Source organism: Streptomyces canus (assembly GCF_041435015.1).
Taxonomy (GTDB): Bacteria; Actinomycetota; Actinomycetes; order Streptomycetales; family Streptomycetaceae; genus Streptomyces; species Streptomyces canus_G.
The window spans coordinates 2,484,785-2,497,896 of record NZ_CP107989.1 but is presented as its reverse complement, the minus strand read 5'-3'; the positions used below and the strand labels follow the sequence as shown (position 1 = coordinate 2,497,896).

Genomic DNA, 13,112 nt, shown 5'->3' with positions numbered 1-13,112 from the left:
GGGTAGGGCCCGGCTCATGACGCAGCAGCCCTTCGAACTCCCGCACTTCTACATGCCGTACCCCGCGCGGCTGAACCCGCACGTCGACGAGGCCCGCGCCCACTCGACCGTGTGGGCGCGCGACATGGGCATGCTGGAGGGGTCCGGGATCTGGGAGCAGTCCGACCTCGACGCGCATGACTACGGCCTGCTCTGCGCCTACACACACCCCGACTGCGACGGTCCCGCCCTCTCCCTCATCACCGACTGGTACGTGTGGGTGTTCTTCTTCGACGACCACTTCCTGGAGATCTTCAAGCGCACCCAGGACCGCGCCGGCGGCAAGGCCTACCTCGACCGGCTGCCGCTGTTCATGCCGATGGACCTGTCGACCCCGATGCCCGAGCCGCAGAACCCGGTCGAGGCCGGCCTCGCCGACCTGTGGACGCGGACCGTGCCGTCGATGTCCGCCGACTGGCGCCGCCGGTTCGCCGTCGCCACCGAGCACCTGCTCAACGAGTCGCTGTGGGAGCTGTCCAACATCAACGAGGGGCGGATCGCCAACCCCGTCGAGTACATCGAGATGCGCCGCAAGGTGGGCGGCGCCCCCTGGTCGGCCGGTCTCGTGGAGTACGCGACGGCCGAGGTACCGCCGTCCGTCGCCGGAACACGACCCCTGCGGGTGCTGATGGAGACCTTCTCCGACGGTGTCCACCTGCGCAACGACCTGTTCTCCTACCAGCGCGAGGTCGAGGACGAGGGCGAGCTCAGCAACGGCGTCCTCGTCCTGGAGACCTTCTTCGGCTGCACCACCCAGGAGGCCGCCGACACCGTCAACGACGTCCTGACCTCCCGCCTCCACCAGTTCGAGCACACCGCGCTCACCGAGGTCCCCGCGATCGCCCTGGAGAAAGGTCTCTCGCCGGGCGAGCTGACCGCCGTCGCCGCCTACACGCAAGGCCTCCAGGACTGGCAGTCCGGCGGCCACGAATGGCACATGCGCTCCAGCCGCTACATGAACGCACGCGCCGAGACCACCTCCCCCTGGCAGACCCTGACCGGCCCCGGCACCTCGGCCGCCGACGTCGGCGCCCTGCTCGCCGCGGCCGGCGCCGAGCGGCTGCGCGCCCACACGCATGTGCCCTTCCAGAAGGTCGGTCCGTCCCTGCTGCCCGACTTCTACATGCCGTTCCAGGTCGAGCACAGCCCGCATCTGCCCGGCGCCCGCCCCCGCCTCGCCGAGTGGACGCACCGTATGGGCATGCTCCAGGAGGGCGTCTGGGACGAGGACAAGCTCGCCGCGGCCGACCTCCCCCTGTGCGCGGCGGGCATCGACCCGGACGCGAGTCCCGAGGCCCTCGACCTCAGCTCGGACTGGCTCGCCTGGGGAACCTACGGCGACGACTACTACCCGCTCGTCTACGGCGGTCGCCGCGACCTGGCCGCCGCCCGCCTGACCACACAGCGGCTGTCGGACTGCATGCCCCTCGACGGCGAGCAGGTCCTGGTCCCCGCCAACGCCATGGAACGCGGTCTGATCGACCTGTGGGCCCGCACCACGGCCGAGATGCGCCCCGACCAGCGGCGCACCCTCAAGGACGCCGTGAACGTCATGACCGAGAGCTGGGTCTGGGAGCTGGCCAACCAGATCCAGCACCGCGTCCCCGACCCGGTCGACTACCTGGAGATGCGGCGCGCCACCTTCGGCTCCGACCTCACCATGAGCCTGTGCCGGATGGGCCACGGTCCCGCCGTCCCGCCGGAGGTCTACCGCAGCGGACCGGTGCGCTCCCTGGAGAACGCCGCCGTCGACTACGCGTGCCTGGTCAACGACGTCTTCTCCTATCAGAAGGAGATCGAGTACGAGGGCGAGGTCCACAACGCGATCCTCGTCGTGCAGAACTTCTTCGGCATCGACTACCCGACCGCACTGCGCGTCGTCCACGACCTGATGACCCAGCGCATGCAGCAGTTCGAGCATGTCGCCGCGCACGAACTGCCCGTCGTGTACGACGACTTCGGTCTCTCGGAGGAAGCGCGGGAGGTCATGCGGGGCTATGTCGCCGACCTCCAGCACTGGATGGCGGGCATCCTGCACTGGCACCGCACGGTCGACCGCTACAAGGCGGACCACCTGGCCCGCCGCGCCCATGGCTTCCTCCCGGACCGGCCGCCGGTGTTCCCCCTGGTCGGCTGACCGCGAGCTCCGGGGCCGCTTCCCGCTCCTGACCCCCCGTCAGTCTCACTCGTTCGTGGCTCGTCGCGTGCCGGTGCGCCGGGTAGGAACCATCCGGTGGTGATCCAGCCGGAGGCGATCCATGGAACAGACTGCGTTGCGCCCCAAGCCGATGCCCGGTCAGAAACCGGGCGGAGGCAGGAAGTCCGAGCCCGTCCGACGGCCGCATGCCGCGCGCCGGCGCGGACGCCGGCTCACGACCCTGCTGTTCGGCCTGCTCGTCGCTGCCGTCCTGGTGCTGACGGGGGTGGGCCTCGGCACAGTGGGCGTCACGGTGATCGGCATGAGCAGACTGGCCGAACTGCAGCGGCAGGCGGGTGGCCCTGGAGTGCCGGGGCAGGCCGCCTCCGGCCGGGGCGCACCGGGCCAGGACGGGCAACACACCCGGACGGGCCCGTCGGTCTCGGAGTCCGCGAACTCCTCCGCATCGGCTCCGGTCCGCCGGCCCGCCCCCGTCACCGCGACCCTGGGGCTGGAGGCCGTGGACGCGGAGAAGGCGGGCGCGCTGGTGGTCGGCGTCCACGTCCCGGGCCCAGGCTTCACGGCGGGCCTGGTCCGCGGTGACGTACTCCTCGGCGTCGGCCGTACCCGGATCGACACGGCCGCCGACCTCGCGCGAGCCGTCGCCGCCGCCCGTCCCGGCCGCGAGGTCGCGCTGACGGTCCGCCACCGCAGCGGCGGCTACCAGCAGTTGACGGCCGTACCGGGCGTCGTCACATGAACCCTCGTCAGGTGGACCCTCGTCACGTGCCCGTGCTCACGTGCCCCGGGTTCACGGGACCACCCGGAAGTGCGTGGTGAGCCGTCCGTCGTCGTCCAGCACATGGAAGGCCAGACCGACCGGCGCGTCCCGGTCCGCGACCTGCTCGCCCTCCCAGGGCAGCCGCAGCGTCCAGGTCACCCCGGGCCCGACGACCAGCGGCCGCCCGGCGAACACGGTCGCCGCGGGCGTGTGCGCGTGACCGGTGACCAGTCCGGCGATCTCGGGCCGCCGCTCCAGCAGCGCTGCCAGCCGTCCGGGCTCTTTCAGTCGGTAGGAGTCGGGGAGCGGGTGGTGCAGCGCCACCGGAGGATGGTGGAAGGCCAACAGGGCCGGAAGGGTCCCGTCCAGTTCGTCGAGGGTCGCCTCGATCCAGGTGTACGTCTCCTCGTCCAGCGCCCCTTCGTCGCTGCCCGGGATGCTGGAGTCGCACATCAGCACCGCGCCCCCGTCGAACACCTGCACGCTGTTCACCGGCCCGTCGCCCGCGGGCCGCCGCAGCATGGCCTTGCGGTACGGGGCGCGACTGTCGTGGTTGCCCGGGCAGGTGAGCACCGGGAACGGCGGGTCGCCCTCGTGCAGTCCCAGGATCCGCGCGGCCTCCTCGTACTCCGCCTCGGCACCGTGATCCGCGATGTCACCGGTCACCAGCAGAGCGTCCACGTGCCCCGGCAACCCCCACAGCCGGTCACGCACCCGCTCGGCGCGCTCGGTCGACCGTGCGCTCCCGTCGAGATGCAGATCGCTGATGTGCGCGAGTACCAGCACGACCGTACCCCCTCTTCTAATGGCTTGAGTTGATCCAAGCATTAGAATTAATGCCTGATCAAGTCACTCCCGTTAATCCGGTTCATCCGGTGGGAAAACCACTGGTCCGGATCCGGCAGTCGGCGCCACGATGAGCCCATGCCGACCACGCTCATCGCCTTCCTCGGTGCCTGCACCCTCATCGCCGCGTCACCCGGGCCGAGCACTGTGCTGATCATCAAGCAGTCGCTGCACAGCAGACGCTCCGGCTTCCTGACCGTGCTCGGCAACGAGACCGGGGTGTTCATCTGGGGCGTCGTCGCCGCGCTGGGCCTGACCGCGCTGCTGACCGCCTCCGAGATCGCCTACGACGTGATGCGCATCGGCGGCGCCGTCGTGCTCGTCGCCTTCGGCATCCAGGCACTGCGGCAGGCGCGCCGCACCAAGGGGGCCGTGGCCGACAGCGGCTGGGAGAGCACGGGCAGGACCGGCTGGGCCGCCTACCGCGCGGGGCTGCTGCTCAACCTCGCCAACCCCAAGGCGGCCGTCTTCGCCCTGTCCTTCCTGCCGCAGTTCGTCCCCGAAGGCGCCCCGCACCTGCTCACCATGGTCGGGCTCGCCGCGCTCTGGGCGGTCTACGAGGTCGGCTACTACGGCCTCTACGTGTGGTGCGTCGGCCGGTTGCGGGCCGTGCTGTCCCGCGCGGGCGTGCGCCGGCGGCTGGAGCAGGTCTCCGGAGGCGTACTGCTGCTCCTCGGCGTCCGCATGGCCCTGGAGAGCTGACGCGGGCCGGACTCAGGTCCGGTCGACCCGAAAGAAATGTCGACCGGCTCGCGCGCCCCTCGCCGTCCGGGCAGGATGCTGCCCTGAGACCCTCACCCGCCCAGGGAGGCCCCGATGACCGGCACCGCAGCGCCCTTCGCCGCCGACGACTACAGGGCGCGCATGGAGCGCGCGGCACGGTCGGCCGCCGAGGCCGGGCTCGCCGGTCTCCTCGTGGCCCCCGGTCCGGACCTGGTGTGGCTCACCGGCTACGCACCCACCGCCGTCACCGAACGGCTCACCCTGCTGGTCCTCGCCCCCGGCCAGGACCCCGTCCTCGTCGTGCCCACCCTGGAGGCCCCGGACGCCGCCAAGGCGGCCGGCGCGAGTGCCCTGACCCTGCGGGACTGGACCGACGGCAAGGACCCCTACGCCGCCACCGCCGCCCTCCTGGACGCCGGCGGGCGGTTCGGCATCAGCGACAACGCCTGGGCCATGCACCTGCTGGGCCTGCAGAAGGCGCTGCCCGGCACGTCGTACGCCTCCCTCACCGACGCCCTGCCGATGCTGCGGGCCGTCAAGGACACGGCGGAGCTGGAGCTGCTGGCGGCCGCGGGAGCGGCCGCCGACGCGACGTTCGAGGAGATCCGGAAGGTTGCCTTCGGTGGCCGCAGGGAGTCCGAGGTGGCCGCCGACCTCGCCGGACTGCTGCGCCGGTTCGGCCACTCCCAGGTCGACTTCACCATCGTCGCCTCCGGCCCGAACGGCGCCAACCCGCACCACGAGGTCGGCGACCGGGTCATCGAACGCGGCGACATGGTCGTCCTCGACTTCGGCGGCCTCAAGGACGGCTACGGCTCCGACACCTCCCGTACGGTCCACGTCGGCGAACCCACCGACGAGGAGCGCCGGGTGCACGATCTCGTGCGCGCGGCGCAGGAGGCGGGCTTCCGTGCGGTACGGCCCGGCGTGCCCTGCCAGGAGGTCGACCGGGCCGCCCGCGCGGTCATCGCCGACGCCGGGTACGGCGAGTACTTCATCCACCGCACCGGGCACGGCATCGGCGTCACCACACACGAACCCCCGTACATGATCGAGGGCGAGGAACAACCCCTCGTCCCGGGCATGTGCTTCTCCGTGGAGCCCGGCGTCTATGTGCCGGGCCGCTTCGGGGTACGCATCGAGGACATCGTCACGGTCACCGAGGACGGCGGCCGCAGGCTCAACGACACCACCCGCGAGATGGTCATAGTGGACTGACAGAGTCCCAGGAGCCCCTCCACCCCCGAGCGACTACGGCGCGACCATGACCCAGGCACCGACACCCACCGCGGACACGGTCCGCCGACTGGTCCGTTCCCTGCTCAAGGACAGCACGCCCGACGCGGGCGAGGCCGGCGGCCCCGAGGTCCGGCCCGTCGCCGAGGGCGGCGGGCACTCCACCTGGTGGGTCGGCACCCGCCATGTGCTGCGCCTCGCGGGCGACCGACCCGCCTCCACCCGCAGACGCCGCGAACTGCGGCTGCGCGACCTGGTCCGCCCGCACGTCCCGGTCACGGTGCCGACCAGCGTGGCGCAGGGCGACTGGGCGCCCGGTCTGGCCTACACGCTCGACACCAAGGTGCCCGGCGGTTCGGCCGAGGAGCACGACGTCTCCGCCGTCGGCGAGGCCGACCTCGCCGGGCTGCTCACCGGGCTGCGCGAGGTGCCGGTACGGCAGGCCGAGGCGCTCGGCGTCCCACGCGTCGCCCCGCGCTCCCTGGAGGCACTGCGCCGGGAGGCCGGCCGGGCCGCCGAACTCCTGCGCGCGGCCGACGAGTTCGATCCGGTCCGGCTCCAGCAGCTGACCTCCCCGGCCGCGGTCCAGCTCGCCGCGCAGCCCGGCAGCGCGGTCCTCGTGCACCACGCCCTGACCGGCGAACACCTCGTGATCAGCGCCGACGGCCGGGTGCGCGGCGTCCTCGACTGGACCGCCACGGTGGTCGGCGACCCCGCCGAGGACATCGCGGGCCTCGCCCTCGCCGTCGGCTCGCCCGCCGCCGTGCGCGCCGCCACCCTTGCCGGCTACGGCGCCCGGCCCTGCCTGCGCGGCCTCTGGCTCGCCCGCTGCGACACCGTGATCCGCCTCGCCGCGGGGGTGGAGGGCCGCGATGCCGCCCTCCTGCCGCTCCTGCGGACCCGGCTGCTGCGCGCCTGGGAGGCGATCCTGCTGGAACGCGTCACGGAACTGCGGGACGAGGAGCCGGACGACGCGGAGTTGTAGGCGTCTCCACCTGGTCTTTTCCACCCTCCTTCCACCCCTGGGTCGAGGCGCGAGACCGTGCCGGAGCCGGATAGTCGAGGCATGACGATCTCCGACTGGCTCATCGACGTGGCGCTTCTCCTCGTGGTCTTCCGGCAGCTGCGCGAGGAGAGGCTGACGCTCCGCACCGTGCTGCTGCCGCTCGCACTGATCACCTGGGCGGGGACCGCCTACCTGCACGACATCCCCACCGCGGGCAACGACCTCGTGCTGATCGCCGCGTTCGCCGGCACCGGCGTCGTCTTCGGGCTGGCAGGAGGCTCGATCACCCGGGTCCGGTACGCGGACGGGCACATACGGATCAAGGCAACCTTGGGCGCGGCGGCCCTGTGGGTGGTCAGCATGGGCTTCCGCCTCGGCTTCGCGGTCTGGTCCTCCCACGCCTCCGGTGGGGCGTCCGTCGCCCGCTTCTCCGCCGATCACGACATCACCGGTGGGCAGGCGTGGGTGGCTGCCCTGGTCCTCATGGCCTTCGGGGAGGTCGTCTTCCGACTCGGCGTGATCGTCGTCCGCGGCCTGCGCACACGCGCCCGTCACCAGGAACCGGCTCCCGTGTCCGCCCTCGCGCGAGCCGGGGCGGCGAAGGAGGCTGCGTGAGGTCAGGCCTGAAGCAACACCACGCACGACTCCCCGGGTACATGCAGCACCCCGTCCGCGCCCGGTGCCTCCACAGGCTCCCAGGCCGCGAGGACGGCGGCCTCTCGGGGGCCCAGGGGGATCGCCGCAGGCGACTTCGCGAGGTTCACGGCCACCCGGACGTCCCCGCGCCGGAAGGCGAGCCAGCGCTGATCCGCGTCGTAGGCGACCTTGGTGTCGGCGAGGTCGGGGTCGGTGAGGTCCGGCTGTTCGTGCCGCAGCGCGAGGAGCCGGCGGTACCAGGCGAGTACGCGCGCGTGAGGCTCGCGTTCGGGCTCGGACCAGTCGAGGCAGGAGCGGTCCCGGGTCGCCGGGTCCTGCGGGTCGGGCACGTCCTCCTCGGCCCAGCCGTGCTCCGCGAACTCCCGCCGCCTGCCCCGCCGTACGGCCTCGGCGAGCTCGGGATCGGTGTGGTCGGTGAAGAACTGCCAGGGTGTGCCCGCCGCCCACTCCTCGCCCATGAACAGCATGGGCGTGAAGGGCGCGGTCAGGGTGAGCGCCGCAGCACAGGCCACCAGGCCGGCGGAGAGCGACGCCGCCAGCCGGTCGCCCACGGCGCGGTTGCCGACCTGGTCGTGGGTCTGGGAGTAGCCGAGCAGCCGGTGCGCCGCCGTGCGCGTACGGTCCAGCGGGCGCCCGTGGCTGCGGCCCCGGAAGCTGGAGTAGGTGCCGTCGTGGAAGTAGCCGCCGGTGAGGGTCTTGGCGAGCGCGGCCAGGGGTGCGCGGCCGAAGTCGGCGTAGTAGCCCTGGGACTCACCGGTCAGCGCGGTGTGCAGGGCATGGTGGAAGTCGTCGTTCCACTGCGCGTGCAGCCCGAGACCGCCCTCCGCGCGGGCCGTGATGAGCCGCGGGTCGTTCAGGTCCGACTCGGCGATCAGGGACAGCGGCCGCCCCAGCTCGGCGGCGAGGGCGTCGACAGCCGTCGACAGCTCCTCCAGGAAGTGGCACGCGCGCGTGTCGGCGAGCGCGTGCACGGCGTCCAGGCGCAGTCCGTCGATCCGGTAGTCCCGCAGCCAGGAGAGCGCGCTGCCCAGCAGATACGTGCGCACCTCGTCGGATCCGGGCGCGTCCAGATTGACGGCGGAACCCCAGGGCGTGTGGTGCGTGTCCGTGAAGTACGGTCCGAAGACGGGCAGATAGTTGCCCGAGGGGCCCAGATGGTTGTGCACCACGTCCAGGACGACGCCCAGGCCCAGCTCATGCGCCCGGTCGACGAAACGCTTCAGGGCCTCGGGGCCGCCGTAGGGCTCGTGCACGGCCCACAGGGAGACGCCCTCGTAGCCCCAGCCGTGTCGCCCCGGGAAGGGGCACAGTGGCATCAACTCGACGTGGGTGACGCCGAGTTCGACGAGGTGGTCGAGACGGGCCGCGGCCGCGTCCAGGGTGCCCTCGGGTGTGTAGGTGCCCACGTGCAGCTCGTAGAGGACCGCGCCCGGCAGCGGACGGCCCGCCCACCGCGTACGCCAGGTGTACCGCTCGTGCTCGACGACCGCGCTGAGCCCGTCCGGGCCGTCCGGCTGACGGCGCGAGCGCGGATCGGGAAGGACGGGGCCGTCGTCCAGCGCGAAGCCGTAGCGAGTGCCGTCTGTGGCCTCCGCTTCGCCCCGCCACCATCCCGGGCGTTCCGGATCACGCTCCATCGCGCGCGTGGCGCCGTCGCAATGGAGCGTCATACGGCCGGCCTGCGGTGCCCACACCTCGAACTGCACGGACGGTCCCCTTCGTCTGCTCATCGTGATGTAGCCCGTCCATGGTGCCGTCAAACGAGATCAATCCGCCTTTGAATCTTCCCCTTTGTGACAGGTGTCGTCAGGTACGCGCGTGCGGCGGGCGTTGTCTCGTTTTCTGGACACCCGGGGTTCACTGCCCGACAATCACCAACGTGACGTCGTCCTTCGAGTTCAACACGTACCCCGCGCGGCTGTCCGACGCGGAGCGCGACAAGGTGCTGAAGGTGCTCCGTGACGGCGTCGCCATGGGCCGTCTGTCGCACGACACGTTCGTGCGCCGCATGGAACTGGCCCTCATCGCGCGCCGGTCCGACGAACTCGCCGCGCTCACCGCGGACCTGCCCCAGGAGAGCCGCGTCTCCCGACTGGTGTTCGGCACCGTCGAGGCCGTCTCCGGCTTCACCGTACGGCTGCGCAGGGCGTGGCAGGCCGAGCGCCTGCCCAAGCTGCTGCTGCCGCACCCCGGCAGCGGCCACGCACTGCGCATAGGCCGCGATCCGGCGAACGGCCTGCGGCTGACCCACGAGACGGTCTCCCGGGTCCATGCCGAACTCAGCCGGCAGGGCGGCATGTGGGTCCTGCGGGATCTGGGTTCCACCAACGGCACCACGGTCAACGGCCGACGGGTCATCGGCGCCGCCGTCGTCCGTGAGGGCGACCAGGTGGGGTTCGGCCGGATGGCCTTCCGGCTCGCGGTCAACTGAGCACAACCTCACCTCTGGCCTGGGATTTACGTGCCGTCGCGGCCCAAAACCCCAGGCGTCGCGCGGTGTTGACGTACCCCTGAAGTCGTGACTGACTGTGCGTACACCATGCACACCAGGTGAACCGACGGCACCACATTGTGGAGGTGTGCCCTGCCGCCCCTCCTCCGCTACCCGACCGTCGACGAGCTCGGCGCACGGGCCGCAGCGCTCGTCGCCCGCCATCCCGCGGACGCCCGGCTGCGCCGCGCCGGCACCTCCCGCGCGGGCAACCCCCTGTGGCTGCTCTCCGTCGGCCACGGCAGCCGCCAGGCCCTCGTCGTCGCCGGTCCGCACGCCAACGAGCCCGTGGGCGGCGGGACCGTCCTCAGGCTGGCCGAGCAGGCCCTGGCCGACCCTCGGCTCACCGTCGAGGCCGACGCCACCTGGAATCTCCTGCTCTGCCTCGACCCCGACGGCCTGCGCCGCAACGAGGGCTGGCTGCGCGGCCCGTACTCCCTCGACCGCTACTTCCGGAACTTCTTCCGGCCCGGCTTCGGCGAACAGCCGGAATGGCTGCCCGACGGCGCGGAGGCCGCCGCGCTTCCCGAGACCCGCACCCTGCTCGCCCTCCAGGACGAACTGCGGCCCTTCCTCCAGTGCTCCCTGCACGGCGTCGACGTCGGCGGCGGCTTCGTCGAACTCACGCGCGACCTGCCCGGCCTCGCCCGGCGCGTCGCCCACACGGCGGCCCGGCTGCGCATCCCCCGCGAGTTCGGCCCGTACGACACCCTGTACTGGCCGTGCCTCGGCCCCGCCGTCTACCGGATCCCGCCGCCCCGCCGCGGCGACCTGGCCGCCGCCATCACCGAGGCCGCCGTCGAGTCGACCTGGTACCACCCGCACCGGCACGGCACCGTGACCGCCGTCGTCGAGGCGCCCATGTGGGGCGTGGCCGCCGTCGAGGACGGCAGTGCACCCGCCGACGCGGCCGCCGTACTGCGCACCGTCAGCCACACGCTGCGCCGCGACGGGCGGCTCCTGGAGGACGTCCTGGCGCGGATCCGCCCGCAGGTGTCGGACGCCCCGGACGCGGCCCGTCTGCTCGCCCCGGTCGAGGACTATTTACTGGTCGGCCCCGGACTCGCCGACGCCTGGGACCCCGACGTCGCCGACGGCGGCCGCCCGCTGCCTCCGCTGAGCGCCGGCCACCTGGCCGCGCTGCGCATCGCCGGACGGCGCCTGGCCCTGCGCACGGCCGGGCTCCTGCACCAGCTCGTGACCCGCGCGGGCGCCGACCCGGTCGGCGCCCTGCCGGAACTGGACCGGCTCATCGACCTCTGGTGCGCCGACTACCGCGACGGCTGCGGGGCGCGCTGGATCCCGGTCCCGCGCCAGATCGAGTACCAGTCGCGGGTGGTGCTCGCCGCCTTCGAACTCGCCGCGTGGCAAGCGCCCGCATGCTCCCGTTCGGGTGAGCCGGGGTGGGGTTCCGAGGCCGCCGTGCCGATGCATCGGGAATGACCTACACGATCACAGCGACGGCGGTACGGCGAGCGGCACGCGCGGGTCTGGCGGTGGCGGCCGTCCTGCTCCTCGCCGCGGCGGCGCCCGTGCCGACCGGGCCCTCTACGGAAGACCACCTCTTCCTCACGGTGACCAAGGGCGACGGCCGCTCCGGCGACACCCGCGGCACCCTCCTGCTGTGCGACCCGCCCGAGGGCCACGGCCGGGCAGCGGAGGCCTGCGCCCAGCTCGCCGCCGTCGGCGGCGACATCGGCGCACTTCCGCCCGCGGACGTCTTCTGCACGATGCTCTACGCACCGGTCACCGCACAGGCCGACGGAGAGTGGAACGGCCGACCGGTCGAGTACCGGCAGACCTTCCCGAACGCATGTGTGATGCGAGCGCGGACCGGGGCGGTCTTCGCACTGGAGAGCTGAGGCGCGACGCGTGGCGCGGTGACGCACACCCGCGTGGAGCGACGTCGGCTCAGTCCGCCGGTACGCGCGCGTGCAGCGCCACCGCCACGACCGTGCGGGCCTGGTGCTCCACCTGGTGCTCCAACGGCACCCAGCGGGCCCGGAAACGGTCCGCGAAGGCGTCGCTCCAGGCCTCGACGAGCCGTTCGAGACGCGGTGCCGCGCGGTCGTCCGCCTCCCGCAGGACCCGCAGCAGCATGGCCGCCGCCCGCAGCGGCAGCCGGCGGGAGAACGCGTCCACACTGCCGATGTACGCCCTCGTGTCGTCGGCGGGCCGGGTGTGGATCCAGTCCGCGGCCAGTCCCGGAACCAGCCCCAGGCTCCAGGTGGCGGCCCGCAGCAGCGGCCCGTCGGCGCCCTCCAGACGGGGCAGCGCATCCGCCAGCACCCGGTCCACCGCCCGCGACTGGCGCAGCAGCCGGCCCGCCAGCCGTCCCATCGCCGCCGCCGGCGCCGGATGCGGTGCCGGATCGTCCACCAGGTCGCTCGCCCACATCGGCACCTCAACCACCGCGGTAAGACCGCCGTAGCGGTGCGCGTGGTACCAGGTGCTGCGCCGTGCGTCGTCCGGCATGCTCGGGTACGCCGCCCCCGCGCCCGGCGCCGGCATCACATGCACCCCGGGCCCGGACGCAGGCCAGCCCGCCGCGTCCGAGGCACCGGTCTCCACCGGGATGTGCAACTCCGCCGCGGACTTCGAGAACGGCTCGGCGAGGCCCGGCACGTCCTTCGTCAGCTGCACCCAGCTGCCGCCCAGGTCGGTGCCGTGCAGGGTCACCTGGAGGTAGGGGCGCAGTTCGTCGATCAGCCCGGTCAGGATGCGGGTCTCGGGCGGCAGCCGGTCGGGCGGCAGCATCGCGGGGGCCCACTCCGGCTGCTCCTCTCCGGCCGGCCGGAAGAAGCCGAGGTGGTAGTCGAAGAGGCTGCGCGGAGCCGGGGTGACATGGAGACTCGCCCCGTCCGGATCGGCGCACAGCAGGAAGTGCCAGGACGTGCCCGATCTCAACTCCCGCTCGGCCAGTACCCGGGCGGCCACCGACAGGGCCGCGGGGCCGCCGGTAGGCTCGTTGGAGTGGGCGCCCGCGACCACCAGGACGGCCCGCCGGGCATGGCCGATCGACAGCACATGCAGGGGCCTGCCCGCTCGCGAGACACCCACCTGCCTCAGCCGGCAGACGTCGGGGCGCTGTGCGGCCAACGCCCGCGCGGACAAAACCAGTTCGGTCACCGTGGGGTAGCGCAGCTCCGGCAGGAGACTCACCCCCGACACGTCCGACCGGCCTCGCCATTCGCAG

At 72.7% G+C, this 13,112-nt stretch carries 12 protein-coding genes; 9 read left to right on the top strand and 3 right to left on the bottom strand.

Features of this window, described 5'->3' with window-relative positions; genetic code table 11:
- Nucleotides 1–16 precede the first annotated feature (16 nt).
- The gene (gene cyc2, locus OG841_RS11135) at nucleotides 17–2,176 is read left to right on the top strand and encodes a germacradienol/geosmin synthase Cyc2 (RefSeq protein WP_371564687.1); all 2,160 of its coding nucleotides are present in this window, start codon (nucleotides 17–19) and stop codon (nucleotides 2,174–2,176) included.
- Nucleotides 2,177–2,297: 121 nt separating this feature from the next.
- Entirely contained in the window at nucleotides 2,298–2,936 is a 639-nt protein-coding gene (locus OG841_RS11130) for a PDZ domain-containing protein (RefSeq protein WP_328641559.1), read from the top strand.
- A gap of 51 nt (nucleotides 2,937–2,987) precedes the next feature.
- Here OG841_RS11130 and OG841_RS11125 read toward each other — a convergent pair whose 3' ends face one another.
- Nucleotides 2,988–3,743 carry a metallophosphoesterase gene (locus tag OG841_RS11125; RefSeq protein WP_328641560.1) on the bottom strand — a complete coding sequence of 252 codons (756 nt, stop codon included), beginning with the start codon at nucleotides 3,741–3,743 and terminating at the stop codon, nucleotides 2,988–2,990.
- Nucleotides 3,744–3,881: 138 nt separating this feature from the next.
- On the opposite strand from OG841_RS11125, the gene OG841_RS11120 reads away from it, so the two are divergent.
- The 4 genes from OG841_RS11120 to OG841_RS11105 all read left to right on the top strand — a co-directional run bounded on the left by OG841_RS11120 (nucleotide 3,882) and on the right by OG841_RS11105 (nucleotide 7,383).
- Entirely contained in the window at nucleotides 3,882–4,505 is a 624-nt protein-coding gene (locus OG841_RS11120) for a LysE family translocator (RefSeq protein ID WP_328641561.1), read from the top strand.
- Nucleotides 4,506–4,619: 114 nt separating this feature from the next.
- Nucleotides 4,620–5,744: an aminopeptidase P family protein gene (locus OG841_RS11115; RefSeq protein ID WP_328641562.1), complete on the top strand. Its 1,125-nt coding sequence runs from the start codon at nucleotides 4,620–4,622 to the stop codon at nucleotides 5,742–5,744.
- Between the two features lie 46 nt (nucleotides 5,745–5,790).
- The gene (locus OG841_RS11110) at nucleotides 5,791–6,747 is read left to right on the top strand and encodes an aminoglycoside phosphotransferase family protein (protein WP_371564684.1); all 957 of its coding nucleotides are present in this window, start codon (nucleotides 5,791–5,793) and stop codon (nucleotides 6,745–6,747) included.
- 81 nt (nucleotides 6,748–6,828) lie between these two features.
- On the top strand, nucleotides 6,829–7,383 hold the full coding sequence (locus OG841_RS11105) for a hypothetical protein (protein ID WP_328641564.1): 555 nt from the start codon (nucleotides 6,829–6,831) through the stop codon (nucleotides 7,381–7,383).
- Between the two features lie 2 nt (nucleotides 7,384–7,385).
- On the opposite strand, the gene treZ is transcribed toward OG841_RS11105, so the two are convergent.
- Nucleotides 7,386–9,131 (bottom strand): malto-oligosyltrehalose trehalohydrolase, encoded by a 1,746-nt coding sequence (gene treZ / locus OG841_RS11100; RefSeq protein ID WP_371564682.1) that lies wholly within the window; start codon nucleotides 9,129–9,131, stop codon nucleotides 7,386–7,388.
- 173 nt (nucleotides 9,132–9,304) lie between these two features.
- On the opposite strand from treZ, the gene OG841_RS11095 reads away from it, so the two are divergent.
- The 3 genes from OG841_RS11095 (at nucleotide 9,305) to OG841_RS11085 (ending at nucleotide 11,778) form a co-directional block, all read left to right on the top strand.
- On the top strand, nucleotides 9,305–9,856 hold the full coding sequence (locus OG841_RS11095) for a DUF1707 and FHA domain-containing protein (protein ID WP_069763642.1): 552 nt from the start codon (nucleotides 9,305–9,307) through the stop codon (nucleotides 9,854–9,856).
- A 138-nt stretch (nucleotides 9,857–9,994) separates the two neighbouring features.
- Entirely contained in the window at nucleotides 9,995–11,359 is a 1,365-nt protein-coding gene (locus OG841_RS11090) for a M14 family zinc carboxypeptidase (protein WP_328641566.1), read from the top strand.
- Complete coding sequence (locus OG841_RS11085; protein ID WP_328641567.1) at nucleotides 11,356–11,778, top strand: SSI family serine proteinase inhibitor; 423 nt, start codon at nucleotides 11,356–11,358, stop codon at nucleotides 11,776–11,778. Before OG841_RS11090 ends, OG841_RS11085 begins: the two co-directional genes overlap by 4 nt.
- A 49-nt stretch (nucleotides 11,779–11,827) precedes the next feature.
- Here OG841_RS11085 and OG841_RS11080 read toward each other — a convergent pair whose 3' ends face one another.
- Nucleotides 11,828–13,078 carry a M14 family zinc carboxypeptidase gene (locus tag OG841_RS11080; protein ID WP_365115389.1) on the bottom strand — a complete coding sequence of 417 codons (1,251 nt, stop codon included), beginning with the start codon at nucleotides 13,076–13,078 and terminating at the stop codon, nucleotides 11,828–11,830.
- Between the last annotated feature and the right edge of the window lie 34 nt (nucleotides 13,079–13,112).